This is a genomic window from Sphaerisporangium sp. NPDC051017, assembly GCF_040683095.1.
Lineage (GTDB): Bacteria > Actinomycetota > Actinomycetes > Streptosporangiales > Streptosporangiaceae > Sphaerisporangium.
The window spans coordinates 103179-120436 of sequence record NZ_JBFBCI010000020.1 but is presented as its reverse complement, the minus strand read 5'-3'; the positions used below and the strand labels follow the sequence as shown (position 1 = coordinate 120436).

The following is a 17258-nucleotide window of genomic DNA, read 5'->3' as shown; positions in this document are numbered from 1 at the left end:
CACGTCGCCTGGATCGGCGACGATCAGCAGGACCTGGACGACCACCTCTCCCGCTGGTTCGGCAAGCCCGCCAACTGATTTCGCCTGAGCAACCGAAAAGGCCCGTGAGGAGGATCGGAACGGCCGGTAGCGACTGACCATCGCAAGGCTGGAAGCAGCACCTGCTGTGGTGTAAGGAATAACCCCACAGTTCCCTGAGTGCTCCATCGTCGCGATACCTCCAGGACCTGGGCGTTCTCCGTACGGAGAACGTCGCTCTGGCGGCTGAAGGGATCTCGGGATCGGTGAAGCCTCTTCCTCTTCGTTGAGGTTTTGTAGTGGTGGTGCCTCCGTCGAACTCCTCGACGCGGTGATCAGACTGGTACGCCTGCTCGACCGGCCACGCGACATCACCGTGCTTGCGTCACTGATCGGCTCCTGCTCGCCGCGACCTCCAACGACGTCACCGGCATCAGCTGCCGCGTCGGCTACGACAGCCCCTCCCAATTCAGCCGCGAATACCGCCGCCCGTTCGGCGCACCGCCCAGCCAGGACGCCGCCCGCCTCCGCGACGTGACGGCCGCGCCACGCTCGGGCGGCCGGCGCGGTGGGGCGGTTCGCCACGCACGCGGAGAAGCGTCGGGAAGTCGCGTGGAAGCCTCCCCTCGACCGGAGAACCCGGCGAGGACGGAGACGATCACGGCCCTGGGCTCGGACGCCGCAGCCCTTCGGTTGCCGTCACACCGAGGGGACGGGCCCGGCGCTCTCGGACACCGCGGCGGTCGTCACGTGCACGCACACCCGGCAGGCCTCGGCGCCGGACTGGAAGAACCACCGGCATCGGTCGCGGATGCCGCACTCGGGCAGCTCCGCCATGGAGTTGTCTCGTGGGAACTCCGCCGCCGCGACGTCCGCCGCGCGGCAGCGCCCGTCATCCCAGAACGCGCATCCCCGCGCGACGCAGGGAGCCGCGAAACGGTGGCGCGCCTCGACCGGGGAGGACGTCGCCGCCAGCCCGGCCAGCAGGTCCTCCGTCACCCGGGGCCCCTGGGGCAGGAACACGACCCGCCCGCGCGGCCCGAGGATGCCGAGCAGTGTGGCGCCGGGACGGGCGTCCGCGCTGGGACACACGGGCCCGTCGCCGGGAACCGTCACCGCCTGATCTCCGGGTAGCGCTCGGCGACCTTGCTCGCGATATCCCCCAAGAGCACGGCCCGCCCGACCCACTCCCACCTGCGCAGCCGCGACACGTCGATCGCCACGAGATCCCGGCCGGCGTCGGCCGCCAGGACCTCGCCGAGCGCCTTGCTTCCGGCCTCGGCGACGGCCTGCGCGATGAAGGCCTGTTGCTTCTCGTCGAGTTCCGCACCGTCCAGCACGAATTTGAATTCATGAGGCATTGACGATCTCCCGCCACGTCGACCCGATGACCCTGCGGCGATGGTCCGACCGCCCTGGCCGACTGTCAACAAGAAAGCGACGCGTGTCCCTTTCTGGACATTTTCCGGCCGGGTTGAAAACGGTCACCGCTTGAAGGTCCGATCGCCTTCGGCAGGTCCCCATCGTGGACGAGGGGGAGGTAAGTGTCGATCGCGAGCTAGTGGTCCACATGTGGGACGCATATGACAAAATCCGAGCCGAAGCACATCCAATCGGCATATCCCTCAAGATGATTAAGGACGCGCGAGACCAATGGAATCCAACAAGCTGAAGGTCGACCTGTCCCAGGCTGAATGGCGTAAGTCACGCCGGTCGGGCTCAGAGGGCGGGAACTGCGTCGAGGCCGCCTGTAACCTCCCCGGCGTGGTGGCGGTACGGGACAGCAAGATGCCCGATGGGCCCATCCTGATCTTCGGGATCGACGCGTGGGCTCGCTTTGTCGGGGGAGTTAAGGGCTCCGCCATCTGAACGTCGAGCACCGACGAGGACCGTCGCCCTTCGTCGCCAGGTGGAGAAAGAAGGAAGCGCGAGATCGATGGAACCCAACAAGCTGAACCTCGACCTGTCGAAGGCCGACTGGCGTAAGTCGCGCCGATCGGGAGTTGAAGGGGGGAACTGCGTCGAGGCCGCCTGTAACCTCCCGGGCGTGGTGGCGGTACGGGACAGCAAGATGGCGGAAGGGCCCGTCCTGGTCTTCGGGGTCGACGCGTGGGTCCGGTTCGTCGGGAGTGTGAAGGGCTCCACCACCTGAGTGTGCCGTCCGCGTCGCGGCGCAGCAGAGGCCCGGGCTTGCAGATCATGCCATTGAGCGGGTTGCGGTCAGGAGGCGTGGGCAGTTGGCCGCTTGGGCACGGTGTGGCTATGTCAGTTCCGACGATCAGATCCGCGGGTCAAGGCGTCGGCCAGGGAGCGGTGCGGCCTCACCACATCTTCGGCGGTGAGCGTTCCGGTCATGGCCTGCAGGGTGCCGTCGCGTACGAGGACGACCAAGCCGTGTGCGGCCCCTCAGGCCTGCAGCGCCAACTCTTCCGGTGCCGGGCCGGGCCTCTGTGGTTTGCGGTGGCTCGCAGACACGCAGGCGTTGCGTGTGCCCGGGCCGTGGCGGTCGACGGGGGAACGCCGGGCGCGTCGGCTGGATCCAGCCACGACGCATGCATCCGGGTCCGGGCGGGCTGGTTGTGAATCAGGTCAGCCATACGATGGCCGTGTGACCGAGACCCCAGTTCCTGCGGGTGTTGACCTCTTCGACATTCACCGGCTCCGCCTGTCAGAGGTGCAAGCGCCGCAACTATCGCCCGAGGACGAATTGGCCAGGGACTGTGTATGGAACGAAGCTGTCCGGGCGAACCCAAGCTTGTTCGACGGCCCGGTCGTGGCGTGTGCGGGAGTTGAGTGGGAGGGACCGCACAGTATCGTTCTCTTCTGGGCGCGGGTGACCTACCGGTACTACGCTCTGCGCCGGGTTCCCGGCAACACCTCGTGGCTGCCGTCGTTGTTCGTGAACGTTGTACAGCCGACGGACGATGGGCGGGTGTTGGTGGCGAGAATGTCGTCGTCAACTGCTGCTCCGGGGCGGTGGCAGCTTCCGGGCGGCTCCGTAGAGCCGCCCGGAGAACACCAGGTGCTGGATGAGGTTGCCGTGCGCCGTCATGCCGCGCGAGAGTTGGCTGAGGAGACCGGTGTTGAACTGCCGCCCGAGGAGCTGAGCCTGTGGGCGGTCACCCGCGGCGAGCACCGGAGCATCGGCCTGGTCTTTCTCGCCCCGCCTCGGCCAGAGGCGATGCTGTGTGAGCGTTTTGAGGAAGCAACGGCCGCCGAGCGTGCAATGGGGCACGAGCCCGAGCTGGACCGGATCGCTCTGGTAAGGTCCGCTGCTGAGCTCATGGACCTCCATGGTCCGCACGTGGACTATCTGGCACCGGTCGTCTATCGGTATACGAAGGCACCGCTCCGGCACGATGCCTGAGTTACGACGGTCACTCGATCGGCGGATCTTCTCAGGCGGTGCCGCCAGCGGCCAGGGTAGTGGTGGAAGCCGGTATCAGGTGCCAGCACGAAAGTCACGGGCCCGCCGAGGCATGGCACCCCTGGATGCTGCGCATCCTCGACGTCCCTGAAGCCATCCGCCTGCGCGGCTGGCCCGCCGACCTCACTGCCACCGTGCCCGTCGCAATCGAAAGCGAAAACGGCGGAAACTGGGAGCGGTACATTCTCCGGGTAGCTGACGGATCAGCCGAGATCACCCCTGCGCACGTCGAAGGCACAGTGACCCTTACCCGCCGGCAGCTCGCAGTCTGGTACGCCGGCGGCTACAGGAGCGTTGCCTCTGCCCGCATGGCCGGAGTCCAGGCCGTCTCGGAGGAGGCACTCGCGGCCCTTATTCGCTGCACCACAGACCTCGAACCCTGGTTGCCCGACCACTTCTAGCACAGGCGCGGGTTCCACACCGGTTGCGGCAAAAGGGACGATGTCCCGCGCGACCCGAGGATGCCGAGCAGTGTGCCGCCGGGACGCGCGTCCGCGCTGGGGCACACGGGCCCGTCGCCGGGAACCGTCACCGCCTGATCCCCCGGTAGTGCTCGGCGACCTTGCTGGAGAAAAGACGGAGACAGGAGATACGTCACCGGCGAGGAGGCTCGCCGGTGACAGCGGTGGTGCGGGGGCGCCTGTTCAGAGGCAGTCTCGCGAATACACGCGGTCGAGGCCTATCGGAGGGATCATCCCGGCCTTGCCGTACCGCACGACGCCACCGTACTGACTCGCCACCGGCTTCTGCGATGGCGTGGCCCGGTTCGAGAGTTCGTTCACCATGCGCAGCATCTCGGCCGCGGTCGGAGGCTCCTGGGTCTTCGGCGGGAACCACGGACCGCAGGCTCCGCCCCGCAACGTGGCGGCACTGAGCGATGGCAGCGCCGCCAACGCCATGGCCAGCAGCAGAGCCGACGAACGTGAGAAGTTCACGCGCTCACCCGGTCAGGCGCCTACGCAGGCGGGGCCCAGCAACTGCTTCAGGTCGCCCATCAGGGCCGGGGACGGGGTGACCCTCAGGCGGTCGTCCAGGCGCATGATCGTGGTCTTGGGGCCGTTGTGGAGCTGGAGGTGGACCTCGGTCGTGCCGCGGTGGGTGGTGAGGACTTCCTTCAGGCCGGCGATCACGGGGGCGTGCAGCGGGTGAGGGCGAGGCTGACCACGAGCGGGCCGCCGGCCTCCTGGGTGAGGTCGGGCTGGGTGACCTCCATCGCGACGATCTTCGCGACGTCCTCGCGCTTGTCGAGCCTGCCCTTGACGAAGACGATGGCGTCCTCGGCGAGGATGGTCGCGCAGAGCTGGTAGGCCGACGGGAAGATCATGACCTCGATGGCGCCTTCCAGGTCCTCCAAGGTGGTGAGGACCCAGGTGTCGCCCTTCTTGGTGACCTTGCGCTGCAGGCCGGTGAGGATGCCGCCGACCGTGACGACCTGGCCGTCCGGGCGCTGCTCGTCCTGGAGGGCCGCGATCGAGCAGTCGGCCCCGGCGGACAGGATGTGCTCGACGCCGAACAGCGGGTGGTCGGAGACGTACAGGCCGAGCATCTCGCGCTCGAACACCAGCAGGATGGACTTGTCCCACTCCCCCGCCGGGATCTGCACGTCGAAGGTCTGGTCCTCGGCGCCCTCGATCGCGCCGAACAGCGAGTCCTGGCCGATGGCCTCGTTCTTCTTGATGTCGATGATCGCGTCGACGGCCTGCTCGTGCACCATGACCAGGCCCTTGCGGACGTGGCCGAGGGAGTCGAACGCGCCCGCCTTGATCAGCGACTCGATGACCCGCTTGTTGCAGACCAGGGCGGGCACCTTGCGCAGGAAGTCCTTGAATTCGGCGAAGCGGCCCTTCTCGCGGCGGGCGGCGATGATGCCGTCGACGACGTTGCCGCCGACGTTGCGGATCGCCGACAGGCCGAAGCGGACGTCGGTGCCGCGCGGGGTGAAGTCGAAGTCGGAGTCGTTGACGTCCGGCGGGAGCACCTTGATGCCCATGCGGCGGCATTCGTTGAGGTAGAGCGCCGACTTGTCCTTGTCGTCCTTGACGGAGGTGAGCAGGGCGGCCATGTACTCGGCCGGGTAGTTGGCCTTGAGGTAGGCGGTCCAGTAGGAGACCAGGCCGTACGCGGCGCTGTGTGCCTTGTTGAAGGCGTAGTCGGAGAAGGGGAGAAGGATGTCCCACAGGGTCTTGATCGCGGCGGCGGAGTAGCCGTTGTCCTTCATGCCGCTCTCGAAGGACTCGAACTGCTTGTCCAGCTCGGCCTTCTTCTTCTTGCCCATCGCGCGGCGCAGAAGGTCCGCTTTGCCGAGCGAGAACCCGGCGACCTTCTGCGCGATGGCCATGACCTGCTCCTGGTAGACGATCAGGCCGTAGGTCGTGCCCAGGATCTCGGCCAGGGATTCGCGGAACTCCTCGTGGATGGGCGCGATCTCCTGCTGGCCGTTCTTGCGCAGCGCGTAGTTGGTGTGGGAGTTCGCGCCCATGGGGCCGGGACGGTAGAGGGCGCCGACGGCGGAGATGTCCTCGAAGTTGTCGGGCTTCATCAGCCGCAGCAGCGAGCGCATGCCACCGCCATCGAGCTGGAACACTCCCAGGGTGTCGCCCCGCCCGAGCAGCTCGTACGTCTTGGGGTCGTCCAGGGGCAGCTTCAGCAGGTCGATCTTGGACCCGGTGTTGGACTCGATCATCTTCAGGCAGTCGTCGATGATCGTGAGGTTGCGCAGGCCCAGGAAGTCCATCTTCAGCAGGCCGAGCGTCTCGCAGGTCGGGTAGTCGAACTGCGTGATGATCGCGCCGTCGGAGTCGCGGCGCATGATCGGGATGTAGTCGGTCAGCGCATCCGACGACATGATGACGCCGGCGGCGTGGACGCCGGTCTGGCGGATCAGGCCTTCCAGACCGCGGCCGAGGTCGATCACCGCCTTGACGTCGACGTCCTCCTCGTACAGCTTGCGCAGCTCTCCGGCCTCGTTGAAGCGCGGGTGCTCGCTCTCGAAGATGCCGGACAGCGGGATGTCCTTGCCCATCACCGCGGGCGGGAACGCCTTGGACACCTTGTCGCCGAGCGCGTACGGGTAGCCGAGGACGCGGGCGGCGTCCTTGATGGCGGCTTTCGCCTTGATGGTGCCGAAGGTGGCGATCATGGCGACCTTGTCGGCGCCGTACTTCTCGGTCACGTAGCGGATCACGTCGGCGCGACGACGTTCGTCGAAGTCGATGTCGACGTCGGGCATGGAGACGCGGTCGGGGTTCAGGAACCGCTCGAAGATCAGTCCGTGCGGGAGCGGGTCGAGGTCGGTGATGCCGAGCGCGTACGCCGCCAGCGAGCCTGCCGCCGATCCGCGGCCGGGGCCGACGCGGATGCCGTTGTTCTTCGCCCACATGATGAAGTCGGCGACGACGAGGAAGTACGAGGGGAACCCCATCTGGAGGATGACGTCCATCTCGTGCTCGATCTGGCGCTGGTGCTCCTCGTCGATGCCCTCGGGGTAGCGGCGGGCCATGCCCCGGGCGATCTCCTCGCGGAACCAGCCCTCTTCGGTGTGGCCCTCGGGCACCGGGAAGGTGGGCATGAGGTTCTTGAACCCGAACATGCCCTCGGGCTCGACCCGCTCGGCGACCAGCAGCGTGTTGCGGCAGCCCTCGGCCCACAGCTCGGAGGAGTCGACCGCGCGCATCTCGTCGGCGGTCTTGAGGTAGTAGCCGCTGCCGTCGAAGCGGAAGCGGTCGGGGTCGGGGTCGGAGAGCTGCTTGCCCGTCTGGATGCACAGGAGCGCGTCGTGGGAGGTCGAGTCGGACTCGTAGGTGTAGTGCGAGTCGTTGGTGACCAGCGGCGGGATGCCGAGCTCCCTGGAGATGCGGGTGAGCCCGTCGCGGACCCGGCGCTCGATGTCGAGCCCATGGTCCATGATCTCCAGGAAGTAGTTCTCCTCGCCGAAGAGCTCCTGGTACCTGGCCGCCGCCGCGACGGCCTGGTCGTACCGGCCGAGGCGCAGGCGGGTCTGGACCTCGCCGGAGGGGCAGCCGGTGGTGGCCATGAGGCCCTCGGAGTGCTCGGCGAGCAGCTCGGCGTCCATGCGCGCCCACTTGCGGACGAAACCCTCGGTGTAGGCGCGCGAGGAGAGCTTCATCAGGTTGCCGAGACCCGTGGCGTTGCGCGCCCAGATGGTCATGTGGGTGTAGTAGCCGCCCGCCGAGACGTCGTCGCTCTTCTGGCGCGGCTCGCCCCACAGGACGGGCTTCTTGTTCAGCCGCGACTCGGGCGCGACGTAGGCCTCGATGCCGAGGATGGGCTTGATGTCCGCGGCGGTCGCCTGCTTGTAGAAGTCGTAGGCGCCGTGCATGTTGCCGTGGTCGGTGATCGCGATGGCGGGCATGCCCAGATCGCCGACCTGTTTGAACATCTGCTTCAGGCGCGCCGCTCCGTCGAGCATGGAGTACTCGGTGTGAACGTGCAGATGCACAAACGAATCAGCCATGCGGGCCGTCCCTCTCCCCTCGACGCGGTGCGGCCGATCAGAGCCTACGCCGTCGCGGCGGCCTCCTGGAGCACACCGGGCCCGTCAGTCTCGATCGTGATCCTGCCGGCCACCGGCGAGCGCCTGCGTGCCGGCCGTGCCCGCCGGGCGGTCTCGCGGCGCGGGTTCCTGGCCATTGTCCCTCGAAGCGGCCCTGACCTCTTCGGCGAGGTGGAGGCCGCTCTCGATCACCGCCTTCATGATCGGCGCCAGCCGTGCCTCGCCGAGGCGGGGCGCGCGGCGGGCCATCGCGGCGACGATCCGCCGCTCGCGTTCGGGGTCGCGCCCGGCGAACCCGCCGACCGGCTTGAGCCGCTGGACGACGCCGGCCAGGGCGGCCCGGCGCTCCAGGATCACGGCGAGCGCCGCGTCGGCCCGGTCGATCGCCTCGCGCGCGGCCGCGACGGTGGCGGGACGCTCCTCGCGGACGAGCGCGCCGACCACGACGACGGCCTCGCGCGCCGCCTCGGCGTGCGCGGCGGGGGCGTCCTCGTCCAGCCACAGGCCGTCCGCGCCCGCCGCGACCACGGCCGCCGCCAGCCCGGCGCCGTCCCCGGGCGAGGCGAGGACGGGGTGCCCGCGGCGCTCGCGGGCCGCACGGACCAGCCCGAGGTCGACGGACAGGTGGCCGTCCGCCGCCCGCGCGCCGTCCTCGCACAGCACCACCCCGGCCGCTCCGCCGTCCAGGCACGCTCCGGCGGCGGCCAGCCACGCGCCGAGGGACGCCGGGCCGCGCCGCACGACCACCGGCAGGCCCAGGCGCGCGGCCGCCCGCAGGAGCGCGTCGTCGCCCCCTGCCGGGACGATCAGGCCGTCGGCGTGCGCCGCGACGCCGGGCAGGTCCTCGACGTCCGCGGGCTCGACGAGCAGCGGGCCGTCCGACGCGGCGCGGGCCGCGGCGACCGCGCCGTGGCGGTCCCCGGGGCGCAGGCGCGTGAGGCTCATGTGGTGCCCGTCCGCCTGCGGAGGCCCCGCGAAGACCACGGCGGGACCTTCCCCTACGGTGAGGCTTCCGATGCGCACCGCGCGCCTGCCGGGCTGCCCGGTCGATGACATGTCGGCTCCCTAGGTGGGCGCCGGCCGCGTCGAGTCCGCGAGCCGGCGGGTCTGAAACGACGAAGGCGAAGACGCCGCCGTCTCCGCCCTCGTGCCGGCTCCGGATGGTCGCTAGATCATGTCAACGGCGACCGGCCCTCCCGGAACCGGCCTGGTAAACACGAAACAGCAAGTCACGGCATCAAGATTAGCAGCGACGGCCACCAGTCGGACACAGCATCTCAGATACCGGACACTTTCCCCGAAGCCGCGTTTGCACGTGCGCACCGCTATGGGACGATTCAGTCGGCTGAAAGGGGGTAGCGGCGGGTGATGTCGGAAGCACGGCCGGGTGGCCGGCAGCAGGGGCGCCGCGTAGCCGACCGCTACCAGCTCCTGGAGCCGATCGGCCGCGGAGGCATGGGCGTCGTCTGGCGCGCCCACGACGAACTGCTCGACCGGGTCGTCGCGGTGAAGGAGGTCCGCTACCCCGGAGACCCGGACGACGACGAGGTGGCCGAGCTCAACCGCCGCACGCTGCGCGAGGCGCGCGCGGCCGGCAGGCTCAACCATCCGAACGTCGTCGTGGTGCACGACGTCATCGAGGAGAACGGCCGCCCCTGGATCGTCATGCAGCTCGTCGACAGCCGCTCCCTCGGCCAGGTGCTGCGCGAGGATGGGCCGCTGCCGGTCCGCATGGTGGCCGAGATCGGCCTGCGCCTGCTGGAGGCCCTGCGCAACGCGCACGCCGCCGGGGTGCTGCACCGCGACGTCAAACCCGAGAACGTCCTGCTCACCGACGACGGCCGCGTCGTGCTCACCGACTTCGGCATCGCCCGCATGGAGACCGACACGACGATGACCCGCACCGGGCTCGTCGGCACGCCCGCCTTCATCGCCCCCGAACGGCTGCGCGGGTACCCTGCCCAGCGCGAGTCGGACTTCTGGTCGCTCGGCGCCACGCTGTACGCCGCCGTCGAGGGTCGCCCGCCGCACGACAAGGGCATGGCGATGGCCACGATGCACGCCGTGCTGAACGACGAGCCCGAGCCCGCGCCGCGCGCCGGGCGGCTCGGCGCCGTGCTGATGGGCCTGCTGGAGAAGAACCCGCAGCGCCGCCTCACCGCGGACCAGGCCGAGCGCATGCTGCGCGCCATCGCAGAGGACCGCTCCGCCACTCCGCGGTCGAGCATGCAGACCCTGCCCGCCGCCCCGCATCCGATCCCCGCCACGAGCCCTCCGCGCAAGCGGCCACGGCCCGAGGACGCGGTTCCCTCTCCGGCCGAGGCCGCGTCCCCGGCGGAGGCGGGCGAGGAGGCCGTGTCCTTCATCCCGGCCACGGGGGTGTCCGCCCCGCCCAAGGTCCCCGCGCCCGCCGAGGCCCCGGCGCCCGTCCAGGACGCGCCCGGCGAGGACGTGGCCCCTGCCGAGGACGTGTCCCCGGCCGCCGGCGCGCCGGAGGAGAGCTCGGAGACCGCGCCCGCGGGCCGGGAGGCGAAGGCGAAGGCGACCGGGGAGGCCGCGCCCGCCGAGACGCCCACCGAGCCCCCCGCCGTGGCACAGACCGCGGCACGGGAAACGCCGGATGAGCCCGGCGACGCGGAGCCGCGGGGCACGAAGCCAGAGGCGTCCGCGCGTCCCGGGAAGGCGTCCGCGAGGATCGCCGCCGCCCCCGTCCAGCCGGTCAAGCCCGCCGTCCCCGCTCAGGCGCGCCCCAGTGACGCCGAGGAGGCCGCGGAGGCGAACCGTCCGACGCGGGTGCCCCGGCAGCCGGGCCGCACCGAGGCCGAGACGCGACTGGAGACGCGCAGGCGCCCGTACGAGGACGCCCGGCCGGAGGCGTCCGGTGTCTTCGCCGCCGAGCGCCCCCCCGCCTCCGCGCAGGCTCCGGAGCCCTCGGCGTTCTCCGGCTTCTGGGAGACCTCCGGCGGCTCGCCGACGACTATCGAGCCCGCGCCCGGCGAGGCGGGGGACGGCCCCCGGCGGCCGATGCCGTTCACGCGCGTCGTCCTGGTGGTCATCCCCGTCGTGCTGATCGTCGCCGGGGTCGCGCTGTGGCTGGGGGCGCACGACGCCTCCGACACCCCGCAGGGCGCGTCGGAGGCCGGGAAGAACCCCACTCCCCCGGCCGTCTCCGACCGGGCCTCGGGCGTGCCGTCCTCGCCGCCCGGGGGCTCGTCGACACCGGCGGGCTCCCCCTCCGCCTCACCGAGCGAGTCGCCGAAGCCGTCGCCGACCCCCAAGCCGGCCGCCATCGGCCCGGGCGACGTCCCGGAGGGGTGGCACAAGTACACGCACGCGAAGTTCTCCGTGGCGCTGCCGAAGGGGTGGCACCCGGCCGGGAACGGCAATGGCCTGATCCGCTTCCGCGGGGACTCGCACACCTACCTTGAGGTCCACCACACCACCACCCCGGAGAAGAACGCGCTGAAGACCTGGCAGCGCGACGCGCCGGGCATGAGCCACAACTTCCCCGCCTACAAGCTGATCGCGATCAGAGAGGTCAAGGACTACTGGCAGACCGCCGCCGACTGGGAGTTCACCTTCGGCGACAGCCGGTACCGGTCCCGTGTGATCGACCGCGGGTTCGTCACCGACGACAACAACGGCTTCGCGCTGCTGTACAAGACCGACGACAAGGACTGGAAGGACAAGAAGAAGCTCTTCGAGACCTTGGCGGCCACGTTCAAGCCCAGGTGACCGGCCGGGCGCCCGTGAAGAAGAACCCGGGGGTCAGGCGGGCGTCGCCCGGCCCCCGGTGACGATCGCGCCGGCGTCCCTCACGCGTTCAGCGCCTCGCGCCTGATCTGCTCGAACTGCTCCCCCATCGCCTCGGCCAGGGCGTTCGCCCCCGTCAGCGGCCGGACCATCACCGTGAGGTCGTCGATGAGGCCGTTCTCGTCGACGTGCACGAAGTCGCAGCCGTGTACCTGCCGGCCGTTCACCGTGGCCTGGAAGACGAACGCGTGGTCGCGGCCGTCCTCGCCGGCGATCTCGCGGATGTAGCGGAAGTCCTCGAACACCCGCGCGGCGCCGCGGAGGATCGCCGCCGTGAGCGCCTTGCCCGAATACGGCTGGAACGCGACCGGGCTGGTGAACACGACGTTCTCGGCGAGCAGCTCCTCGAGCGCCGCCATGTCCCCGGACTCGACGGCCTTGCGGAACGGATGCATCGCTTCCCCCATATTCAACTTGTTGACTATGTGCTTTCGACGGTACCGCCCGCCGCTCGGGGCCGTCCAGAGATACCGGCCGCCGTGAATGGTCAATTCGTTGACTAATGAACGGGACGACCAGTCAACGCGGAGATATCGTGGGCTCATGTCATTGCGCCACGCGGTCATGGCCGCGCTCCTCGAGGGCGAGGCGTCCGGGTACGACCTGGCCAAGGGGTTCGACGCGTCGGTCGCGAACTTCTGGATGGCCACTCCTCAGCAGCTCTACCGGGAGCTGGACAGGATGCAGGCCGAGGGCCTGGTCCGGGCGCGCGTCGTCCAGCAGGAGCGCCGTCCCAACAAGCGGCTGTTCTCCCTGACCGAGGCCGGGCGCGGTGTGCTGCGCGACTTCACCGCCGCGCCGCCGCGCCCGGGCGCGATCCGCGACGAGCTGATGGTCAAGGTGCAGTCCGTGGACGCCGGAGACGCCGAGGCCGTGCGCGCCGCCATCGAGGAGCGCATGGCCTGGGCCCAGGCGAAGATCGCCCGGTTCGAACGGCTGCGCGCCCGCATGCTGGACGGCCGCAGCGAGGAGGAGTACCTGGCGCGCGCCGAGCGCGTCGGCCCCTACCTGACGCTGACGCGCGGCCTGTTCTTCGAACGCGAGAACCACCGGTGGGGCGCGTGGGCCCTGGCCGTGCTGGATCGCCGCTCGGCCGCGGCCGGAACCCCCGAGGAGGCGCCCGGCCCCGCGCGCGTCCGGCCGTGAGGCCGGCACACCGCCCCCGATGAGCGGCCCGGTGAGAGGCGGGGCGCCGGGCGGGCACGTCACGTGAGCGCGGCGGGCCCGGCCTGGTCTGGTGTCCCGGCCCGGCACACTGTGGGACGATCGGAAACCGGAGCGAAGGGGGGCGAGGTGACGGCGGAGACGCAGCGGCGGGTGGCGGGACGGTACCGGCTGCTGGAACCCATCGGCCAGGGCGGCATGGGGGTGGTCTGGCGCGCCCACGACGAGCTGCTCGACCGGCCCGTGGCGGTCAAGGAGGTCCTCCACCACGCGGTGAGCGAGCAGGAGCGCGCGGCCTTCACAATGCGCACCATCCGCGAGGCGCGGGCGGCCGGGCGGCTGGACCACCCGTCGGTGGTCGTGGTGCACGACGTCATCGAGGAGGACGGCCGGCCCTGGATCGTCATGCAGCTCGTGCGATCCCGCTCGCTCGGCCAGGTGCTGCGCGAGGACGGCCCACAGGCGCCGCGCCGGGTCGCCGAGATCGGCGTTCAGGTGCTCGGGGCCCTGCGCGCCGCGCACGCCGCCGGGGTGCTGCACCGCGACGTCAAACCCGAGAACGTCCTGCTCACCGACGCCGGGCGGGTCGTGCTCACCGACTTCGGCATCGCCACGATGCCCATGGAGACCGCGCTCACCACGACCGGCAGCCTGTCGGGCACCCCCGCCTTCCTGCCGCCGGAGCGGCTGCGGGGCCTTCCCGCCGTGCCGGAGTCGGACCTGTGGTCGCTCGGCGCCACGCTGTACGCCGCCGTCGAGGGCAGACCGCCGTTCGACCGGGGCGCGCCCGTACCCACGATGGCGGCCGTCCTCAACGACGAGCCCGAGCCCGCCCGTCACGCGGGGCCGCTGGCCCCGGTGCTCGACGGCCTGCTGCGCAAGGACCCGGCCCGGCGCATGTCCGCCGCGGACGCCGCCGAGGCCCTCGGGCGGGTGGCGGCGGGCGAGTCGCCGCGCGGCAGCAGGCAGGCGCGCCGGCGCGCCGAGCCCTCCGTTCCGCTGCCCGCCACCTCGCCCGAGATGCCGATCCCGTGGTCCACGAGCCCGTCCGCCACCGCCGGCGTGCCGCGTCGCCGGTCGCGCGTGCTCGGGCCGCTCGTCGGCGTGCCGCTGCTTCTCGTGGTCGCCGGGGCCGGCTGGTACGGCTACATGCGAGTCGCGGACGACGCAACGCCCGCCCCGCCCCCCTCGCCGAGCGTGACGTCCTCGGCGGGCGTGACCACGGGCCCGGAACCGTCGCCCACGGAGCCGGCCGCAAAGCCGTCCACGTCGCCCACCTCGGCCGCGCCGTCGCCCACGTCGCCATCGGCCACCAGTACCGGCGTGCCGCGCGACTGGCGCCCCCACACCGACCGCCTGGGGTTCACCGTCTCCCTCCCGCCCGGCTGGAAGGAGGTCGACCGCGAGCCGTCCCGCGTGTGGTTCCGGGCTCCCGGCTCGGGGAGCTACCTCCTGATCGACCTGACCCGCTGGGCCGACGCCGATCCGCTGGCGGCGCTGCGCACGGTCGAGAGGCAGTCGCTGGCCGAGGGCAGGCTGCCCGGCTACGGGCTGGTCTCGCTGCGGTCGCTCACGTACAAGGGGCGGCCGGCGGCCGACTGGGAGTTCATCTGGCGGATGGACTCGGGCGTGGCCCACGTCCTGGACCGCGCGTTCACCTCCGCCGACGGGCGGCACTTCGCGATGTACCTGCACATCCCCGCGGCGCAGTGGCAGGCGCAATCTGCCTATTTCGACGCGTTTGCGAGAAGTTTCCGACCTTCCTGACTCTCAGGGGCAGGTGCCAGGTTTTCGGATAGCTCGGCGATCATGCCAGGAGCCCCGGGGCGAAACCGGATGTGAGAGCGCCCCGGGCCCGCCGCCGGTCAGGACTCCGCGCGGACCACGTCCAGGGCGCGGGCGAGCTCGGCCGGGTAGTCGCTGGTGAAGGTCACCCACTCGCCGGTGACCGGATGGTCGAAGCCGAGCGAGACGGCGTGCAGCCACTGGCGGGTCACGCCGAGGCGGGCCGCGAGCGTCGGATCGGCGCCGTAGGCGAGGTCGCCCACGCACGGGTGGCGGGTGGCCGCCATGTGCACGCGGATCTGGTGGGTGCGGCCGGTCTCCAGCCTGATGTCGAGCAGCGACGCCGCCCGGAACGCCTCGATCGTGTCGTAGTGGGTGATCGACGGCTTGCCTCCGGCGACCACGGCGAACCTGCCGTCCCCCGCCGGATGCCGGTCGATGGGCGCGTCCACGGTGCCGCGCAACGGATCGGGGTGGCCCTGGACCAGCGCGTGGTAGCGCTTCTCGACCGTGCGCTCCTTGAAGGCCCGCTTCAGCCGGGAGTAGGCGACCTCGCTCTTGGCGACGACCATGACGCCGGTCGTGTTGGCGTCCAGGCGGTGGACGATGCCCTGCCGCTCGGCCGCGCCGCTGGTGGCCACCTTGTGCCCGGCGCCCAGCAGGCCGCCGATGACGGTCGGCCCCGTCCAGCCCACGGTCGGGTGGGCGGCCACGCCGATCGGCTTGTCGACCACCACGATGTCGTCGTCCTCGTACAGGACGCGCATGCCGGGCACGGGCTCGGCGACCGGCATCGGCGTGGTGGGCGGCGGGGGGATCACGACGTCCAGCCACGCGCCGGCGTGCACGCGGTCGGACTTGGCGGCGGGCGCGCCGTCGACCTGGACGTCGCCCGAGGAGATCAGGTCGGCGGCGAGGGTGCGCGAGAAGCCGAAGAGGCGGGCCAGCGCGGCGTCGAGGCGCTCACCCTCCAGCCCGTCGGGCACCGGGAGGCTGCGCAGCTCACCCATGCCGCTCACCTCCCCGCTCCCCCGAGGACTCCGGCGACTCCGAGGACTCCGGGGAAGACCCGGCTGAGGCCGCGGCCTCGTCGCCGGCGCGCGAGCCGTCGAGCTGGTGGCCCCGCCAGGCGAGCAGCACGGCGAGGATGCCCCCGCAGACGATCGCGGAGTCGGCGACGTTGAAGACGGGGAAGTGCCCGGGGAAGGCCTCGATCCAGTCGACGACGTGCCCCTGGAGGGGGGCGGGGGCGCGGAAGAGGCGGTCGGTGAGGTTGCCGAGGGCGCCGCCGAGCAGCAGGCCGAGGGTGATCGCCCAGGGGACGCTGCGCAGCCGCCGGGCCGTCCGCAGGATCGCGATCACCACACCGAGGGCGATGACCGTGAAGATGATCGTCATTCCGGTGCCGATGCTGAACGCCGCGCCGGAGTTACGGATGACGCGAAGCTGGAGCAGGTCGCCGATCAGCCGGATCGGATCCTTGCCCTCGAGCTCCCGTACCACGATGGTCTTGCTGATCAGGTCGAGCACGTAGACGAGGACCGCGACGACCACGAGGCCGCCCATGCGCCGGGCGCGCGCGGACCCGGGGCCGCCGGGAGGGCGGCCCGAGGCGTCCGTCGGGGGAATCAGCGGCGCTCCTCCCGCTGCTTGCACGACACGCACAGCGTCGCCCTCGGGAACGCCTGAAGGCGTTCCTTGCCGATCGGCTTGTGGCACGATTCGCACACTCCGTAGGTTCCCGCGTCGATACGGACGATCGCCCGCTCGTTCTGCGCGATGAGGTCGCGCGCATTCAGGGTAAGGGCGATCTCACGTTCCCGCTCATAGGTCTTGGCGCCCGCGTCCGCCTGGTCGTCCCCGGCGCTGTCGCTGATGTCGCCCGAGGCGATCTGCGACTCGGACCTGGCGACCTCGGCGCTGAGCTCCTCGATCTCCCCGTGGAGGCGGTCGCGGACCGCGGCCAGTTCCCGGCCGGTCCATACGGCGTCGCCGCTCGTCTCGGTGGCGGTCTTGGCCGCCCGCGTCATGCCCGCCATGAAGGTCTCCTCGCCGCTCGACCAGATGAACAGTGCGGGAAGCATAGGTCGGCCATTTCGGAAGAACAAACGACGCGCCGACCGTTTACGCCATGCGTAACGTCGTGGCCCTTTCGGTCAATTCCTGGTCGTTGCCGAGGATCTCCACGACCTTATCCCTGCTTGTCGCTCCGGTTACCAGACGCACGTCGGAGCGGCGCACGCCGAACGCCTCGGCGACGGCCCGCAGCGCCGCCTCGGTGGCCCGGCCGTCGACCGCACGGGCGTTCACCTTCACCACAATGGCGCTCTCGCCGTAGGCGCCGCCGACGGACTCGCGCGCGGCGCCCGGCCGTACCCTGATCGCCAGCCTCATAAATGTGTCGGTCCTCTCCCTGGGGTGGGATATCGTTTTAGTTTGCAAGGCGTCGATGGGACGAGTACCTCCGTGCCCACCTCGCACGAGCGACCCGGGGACGGTGGAAGCCCGGGGCGAGAGCCGGAGGGAAGATCACCCCGG

General features: G+C 70.8%; 17 protein-coding genes and 2 pseudogenes. 8 read left to right on the top strand and 11 right to left on the bottom strand.

The genetic code is table 11. The features are described 5' to 3' along the window. Positions 1 to 207 (bottom strand): hypothetical protein (locus AB0M95_RS18560; protein WP_363765725.1); only part of this gene is annotated, 207 nt, incomplete at its 3' end. A gap of 159 nt (positions 208 to 366) precedes the next feature. Here AB0M95_RS18560 and AB0M95_RS18555 point away from each other — a divergent pair. Continuing rightward, positions 367 to 552 (top strand): annotated as a pseudogene (locus AB0M95_RS18555) (AraC family transcriptional regulator); the annotation flags it as partial. Between the two features lie 165 nt (positions 553 to 717). Here the strand turns inward: AB0M95_RS18555 and AB0M95_RS18550 are convergent. After that, positions 718 to 1134, bottom strand: coding sequence for a hypothetical protein (locus AB0M95_RS18550; RefSeq protein WP_363765722.1), 417 nt, complete (start codon positions 1132 to 1134; stop codon positions 718 to 720). Then, positions 1131 to 1379, bottom strand: a complete 249-nt coding sequence (locus AB0M95_RS18545) for a hypothetical protein (RefSeq protein WP_363765719.1) — start codon at positions 1377 to 1379, stop codon at positions 1131 to 1133. The genes AB0M95_RS18550 and AB0M95_RS18545 overlap by 4 nt, the downstream gene beginning before the upstream one ends. A 292-nt stretch (positions 1380 to 1671) precedes the next feature. Between AB0M95_RS18545 and AB0M95_RS18540 the strand changes: the two genes are divergently transcribed. The 4 genes from AB0M95_RS18540 (at position 1672) to AB0M95_RS18525 (ending at position 3846) form a co-directional block, all read left to right on the top strand. Continuing rightward, entirely contained in the window at positions 1672 to 1887 is a 216-nt protein-coding gene (locus tag AB0M95_RS18540) for a DUF397 domain-containing protein (RefSeq protein WP_363765716.1), read from the top strand. A gap of 67 nt (positions 1888 to 1954) precedes the next feature. Then, on the top strand, positions 1955 to 2170 hold the full coding sequence (locus AB0M95_RS18535) for a DUF397 domain-containing protein (protein ID WP_363765713.1): 216 nt from the start codon (positions 1955 to 1957) through the stop codon (positions 2168 to 2170). 456 nt (positions 2171 to 2626) lie between these two features. After that, on the top strand, positions 2627 to 3385 hold the full coding sequence (locus tag AB0M95_RS18530; RefSeq protein ID WP_363765710.1) for an NUDIX domain-containing protein: 759 nt from the start codon (positions 2627 to 2629) through the stop codon (positions 3383 to 3385). Between the two features lie 125 nt (positions 3386 to 3510). Then, entirely contained in the window at positions 3511 to 3846 is a 336-nt protein-coding gene (locus AB0M95_RS18525; protein ID WP_363765707.1) for a sterol carrier protein domain-containing protein, read from the top strand. 243 nt (positions 3847 to 4089) lie between these two features. On the opposite strand, the gene AB0M95_RS18520 is transcribed toward AB0M95_RS18525, so the two are convergent. The 3 genes and pseudogenes from AB0M95_RS18520 to AB0M95_RS18510 form a co-directional block, all read right to left on the bottom strand. Continuing rightward, positions 4090 to 4380, bottom strand: coding sequence for a hypothetical protein (locus tag AB0M95_RS18520; RefSeq protein WP_363765704.1), 291 nt, complete (start codon positions 4378 to 4380; stop codon positions 4090 to 4092). Positions 4381 to 4392: 12 nt separating this feature from the next. Next, positions 4393 to 7919, bottom strand: a pseudogene (dnaE, locus tag AB0M95_RS18515) (DNA polymerase III subunit alpha). Between the two features lie 84 nt (positions 7920 to 8003). Continuing rightward, the gene (locus AB0M95_RS18510) at positions 8004 to 8402 is read right to left on the bottom strand and encodes a chorismate mutase (RefSeq protein WP_363765754.1); all 399 of its coding nucleotides are present in this window, start codon (positions 8400 to 8402) and stop codon (positions 8004 to 8006) included. A gap of 924 nt (positions 8403 to 9326) precedes the next feature. Between AB0M95_RS18510 and AB0M95_RS18505 the strand changes: the two genes are divergently transcribed. Continuing rightward, on the top strand, positions 9327 to 11693 hold the full coding sequence (locus AB0M95_RS18505) for a protein kinase (protein ID WP_363765701.1): 2367 nt from the start codon (positions 9327 to 9329) through the stop codon (positions 11691 to 11693). Positions 11694 to 11773: 80 nt separating this feature from the next. Here AB0M95_RS18505 and AB0M95_RS18500 read toward each other — a convergent pair whose 3' ends face one another. Next, the gene (locus AB0M95_RS18500) at positions 11774 to 12166 is read right to left on the bottom strand and encodes a nuclear transport factor 2 family protein (protein ID WP_358513754.1); all 393 of its coding nucleotides are present in this window, start codon (positions 12164 to 12166) and stop codon (positions 11774 to 11776) included. A gap of 148 nt (positions 12167 to 12314) precedes the next feature. Between AB0M95_RS18500 and AB0M95_RS18495 the strand changes: the two genes are divergently transcribed. Both AB0M95_RS18495 and AB0M95_RS18490 read left to right on the top strand, forming a co-directional pair. Further along, the gene (locus AB0M95_RS18495; protein ID WP_363765698.1) at positions 12315 to 12917 is read left to right on the top strand and encodes a PadR family transcriptional regulator; all 603 of its coding nucleotides are present in this window, start codon (positions 12315 to 12317) and stop codon (positions 12915 to 12917) included. A 147-nt stretch (positions 12918 to 13064) separates the two neighbouring features. Next, a complete protein-coding gene (locus AB0M95_RS18490; protein WP_363765695.1) occupies positions 13065 to 14702 on the top strand; it encodes a protein kinase in 1638 nt (545 codons plus the stop codon). Positions 14703 to 14800: 98 nt separating this feature from the next. Here AB0M95_RS18490 and AB0M95_RS18485 read toward each other — a convergent pair whose 3' ends face one another. From AB0M95_RS18485 to AB0M95_RS18470, 4 genes are all read right to left on the bottom strand, one after another. Beyond that, entirely contained in the window at positions 14801 to 15730 is a 930-nt protein-coding gene (locus tag AB0M95_RS18485; protein ID WP_363765692.1) for an RluA family pseudouridine synthase, read from the bottom strand. Then, positions 15723 to 16376 carry a signal peptidase II gene (gene lspA / locus AB0M95_RS18480; protein ID WP_363765689.1) on the bottom strand — a complete coding sequence of 218 codons (654 nt, stop codon included), beginning with the start codon at positions 16374 to 16376 and terminating at the stop codon, positions 15723 to 15725. Before lspA ends, AB0M95_RS18485 begins: the two co-directional genes overlap by 8 nt. Continuing rightward, on the bottom strand, positions 16349 to 16750 hold the full coding sequence (locus AB0M95_RS18475; RefSeq protein WP_363765751.1) for a TraR/DksA C4-type zinc finger protein: 402 nt from the start codon (positions 16748 to 16750) through the stop codon (positions 16349 to 16351). The genes lspA and AB0M95_RS18475 overlap by 28 nt, the downstream gene beginning before the upstream one ends. 94 nt (positions 16751 to 16844) lie before the next feature. Then, entirely contained in the window at positions 16845 to 17114 is a 270-nt protein-coding gene (locus tag AB0M95_RS18470; protein ID WP_363765686.1) for a DUF167 domain-containing protein, read from the bottom strand. Positions 17115 to 17258 lie beyond the last annotated feature (144 nt).